Origin of the sequence: Peptoniphilus timonensis JC401 (assembly GCF_000312025.1) — a bacterium.
GTDB lineage: Bacteria > Bacillota > Clostridia > Tissierellales > Peptoniphilaceae > Peptoniphilus_A > Peptoniphilus_A timonensis.
In genome coordinates, this window is sequence record NZ_HE978595.1 from 145,515 (window position 1) to 148,728 (window position 3,214).

The window sequence follows — 3,214 nt, forward strand, 5'->3', positions numbered from 1 at the left end:
ATAATTCCTCCAATTTAATTTGAATTTTTATAAATTTATGTAAAAAAATTAGGAGAACTTGTCCCCTAATAATCTTACATATTATCTTTTACACCAACAGCAACCATCTTTGCCTTGGCACGAACTTCGCCTGCAGCTTCCATAAGCATGTTTACAATTACCTTTCTTTCACCAATTTCTTCAGCAGTGGCAGTAACTGTTATTTCTTCATCCATTGGAGTTGGCTTTTTAAAATCAACTTCAAGTCTTGCTGTTATAAATCTTCCAATAACTGTATCTTCAGTGAGCTCAAGTCCCTTGTCATGATGTTTAAACCAAGCAGCTGAAGCAGTTCCGTGGCAGTCAAAAATCATGGCAATCATTCCACCAAAAAGATTTGCTGGAACTCCTCCAGTGTACATTTTATCAGGCACTATTTTTGCAATACATTCACTTCCATCTTCTGATGGATAAGATTTTAAGTGCATACCTTCATCATTCTTTGGACCACAACCCCAACAGTATTGAAATCTTTCTCCATAAGTTTCTTGAATGGCGATTTTTTTATTTTCTGACATATTATCCCCCTTGTAATCTAATTTATAAGACCATTTTATCACATTTATGATTGCTTTTCTCTTTTCATAATTTATTTGTTGCCTTTAAAATTTTCAGAAAGAATACTTTTCCTCTTTTGTGATATAATGTAATAAAAAGGAGGGTTAAAATGAATAAAAAGTTATTTGTTGGAATATTGGCTCTTAGTCTACTTCCAAGTAGTGTCCTTGCTAAATCTAGTCCCAATTTATTTATTGACGGACAAATTCAAAAGGCTGATGTAATAATAAAGGACTCTCGGACTTTTGTTCCACTCAGATTTATTTCTGAAAATCTTGGTTACAAAGTAGATTATTTTAAAGAAAGCAAGGGAATTAAAATCTCTAATGCTTCTCATGTACTTAACTTAAAAGTTAACTCAAGTGAGTACGAAAAGGATGGCAAAACAAGTCAAATGGATGTCAAAACTTTTATAAATAATGACAGGACCTTTGTTCCTATAAGATTCATTTCTGAAAACTTTGGTAAAGAAGTTGGATGGGACAATGATTCTAGGTCTGTTTACATCGGCAAAAAGCCAGACGTCTTCCCTAAGCTTGAAAAGTCTAATTACAACGTGAAAGAATATCCAGAGTATGGCTTCAAATTATTTATCCCTAAAAATTCTGAAGATAAAATTGAATTTCGACCTAGTCAATATGAAAAAGGAATAGCTGTCTATTCAAAAGAAGTAAATAAGGCTGGCGAAAAACTTGGCGAAGAAGATTTAGGATATCTTGGAACATATTTCTTGGAAAGTGAAGTAGATGATGAAGATTATACTTTAAAGATTCTTATTTCTGGATCAAAATATTATATTGGCAAAACTGAAGCTCCGGATTTTATTGAAGGATCTGGAAAGCTATATGACGAAATGATGAGATGTTTTGATTTAATGGATAGGATTATAGTTGCTCCTTGTGGAAATAAAATAGCTGAATTTTCTTCTGCAAATGCTGATATTATTGATGGAGAATTTATCTATAGCTTTGGAAACCCAAAATTATCCATAAAAATAAATGAAAAAGATCTTAGTAAATTACAACTTGAATTTTTTTATCCAGGAATTTCTTTTTATGATGTAGATAATTATAAACAATACGGTGGATTCATTAGAAGTATTTCACAAGTTGACGAGTTGGACGAAGAATTTAGTAAAATAACAAAAAACGGAAACATGATAGTTCAAACTTTTGATGCAAGAGATGTCCAATACGATATGGATCACAGAAATGTCTACGAAGAAAAGGCGAACATTGTTTTAAATAAAGTAAAAATCAAAACTCAATCCGCAGAGAATACAATGAATGGATTTACCAACAACTCTTTCAGTCAATAAAAAATAATAAATTTTTAAAATAAGGCAAGATATTAATTAAAAAATTTAATATCTTGCCTTATTTGTTCTCTCTACCTTATTCGTTTTTTATCAATATTTTTGTTATAAATATAATTTATCACAAAAGAATTTTGTCAAAAATTTTCCCAAATCAGCTTATTTTTTTATTAGTCCCTTTCTCAATTTTATTCAAAAATTTCAACTCCAAAAAAGTACAATGTTAATCAATTTGAAAACCACTATTTTAACAGCTTTACTTGAGGCTGTAAATATACAAAAGAGATACATTTATTAGTTTTATTAAATATATCTATTTTGTATAACATTTTATAATTGTATTTAATAGGTATTAATTGTTCAAAAATGTATTTATATAGTACATAAATATCAAGTTTTAAATCTCTTGATAATCTGTATTTTTACTGCTATACTTGAATTATAAAAGAAATAGTTTTTATGAATTAATACAGTTTTGTAAAAAATATTTAAATCAGTTTAAATAGACCTTTCTTTGGTATGTATGATATATTTTCAATTGTGTTATAGAGGTGTACTATTTATAAATCTGCAAAATATTTTTTATCAGGAGATAAATTATGAAAAAGTTCAATTTATTTAATACAAAATTTAATTTTAAAAAAATAATAGCAGCATCATTACTTCTTGTAAGTTTAGTGCCTACCACAGTTTCAGCAACAGGAAAAACTTCTACAAATACAGCAACAAAAAATATTTCAGCTAGTGTTCTTGTAAAAGCCCAAGTTCAAACTACAGCAAATGCTACATTAGTTGAAAACTCAGAATCCAAACTAAAAGTTGGCTCTATTGGAAATTCAAGCTTATTTGTAAAAAAGTTAAATAACTACAGAACTGCTAATTCCTTAGCTCAAATTAAGGAAGACAAGAAATTAAATGAATTGGCACTTTTAAGAGCTAAGGAAGAATTAGAGCAATATATAAATACTGGAGATGGCGATCACGAAAGTCCTGGCGGCTACAACAAGAATTTAGGAGAAAACTTGGCACTTTCTTATTACACTCTTGCTTACAAAAATAGCGATATAAATGAAGAATGTTTATCAAGGTGGATTAAATCTCCTGGTCACAATCAAAATCTACTTTTTAAATCTGCTAAAAAATGTGGATTTGCTTCTGTAAGAAAAGTTGTCGATAATCAAGTTTATGAAGCTTCAATTTACCTTTTTGGCATATAAAATAAATTCAAATAAAATTCTAGATTAAAAAATGGAGCCTGTGCTCCATTTTTTTGTAACAATTTTTAAAATTTAATGATTTTTA

3 protein-coding genes are annotated in these 3,214 nt (G+C 28.9%); 2 read left to right on the plus strand and 1 reads right to left on the minus strand.

Annotated elements, in window-relative coordinates:
- Positions 1 to 74: 74 nt before the first annotated feature.
- Positions 75 to 557: a hotdog domain-containing protein gene (locus tag HGPT_RS05965; RefSeq protein ID WP_019138926.1), complete on the minus strand. Its 483-nt coding sequence runs from the start codon at positions 555 to 557 to the stop codon at positions 75 to 77.
- A 149-nt stretch (positions 558 to 706) separates the two neighbouring features.
- Between HGPT_RS05965 and HGPT_RS08710 the strand changes: the two genes are divergently transcribed.
- Positions 707 to 1,915, plus strand: coding sequence for a copper amine oxidase N-terminal domain-containing protein (locus tag HGPT_RS08710; protein ID WP_019138927.1), 1,209 nt, complete (start codon positions 707 to 709; stop codon positions 1,913 to 1,915).
- A 596-nt stretch (positions 1,916 to 2,511) separates the two neighbouring features.
- Positions 2,512 to 3,129 (plus strand): CAP domain-containing protein, encoded by a 618-nt coding sequence (locus tag HGPT_RS05975; protein ID WP_019138928.1) that lies wholly within the window; start codon positions 2,512 to 2,514, stop codon positions 3,127 to 3,129.
- Positions 3,130 to 3,214: the final 85 nt, after the last annotated feature.

Bases quoted from the DNA above. Each gene is read 5' to 3' on its own strand.
- HGPT_RS08710 (WP_019138927.1), top strand. From the start codon at position 707: ATGAATAAAAAGTTATTTGTTGGAATATTGGCTCTTAGTCTACTTCCA.
- HGPT_RS05975 (WP_019138928.1), top strand. From the start codon at position 2,512: ATGAAAAAGTTCAATTTATTTAATACAAAATTTAATTTTAAAAAAATA.
- HGPT_RS05965 (WP_019138926.1), bottom strand. From the start codon at position 557: ATGTCAGAAAATAAAAAAATCGCCATTCAAGAAACTTATGGAGAAAGA.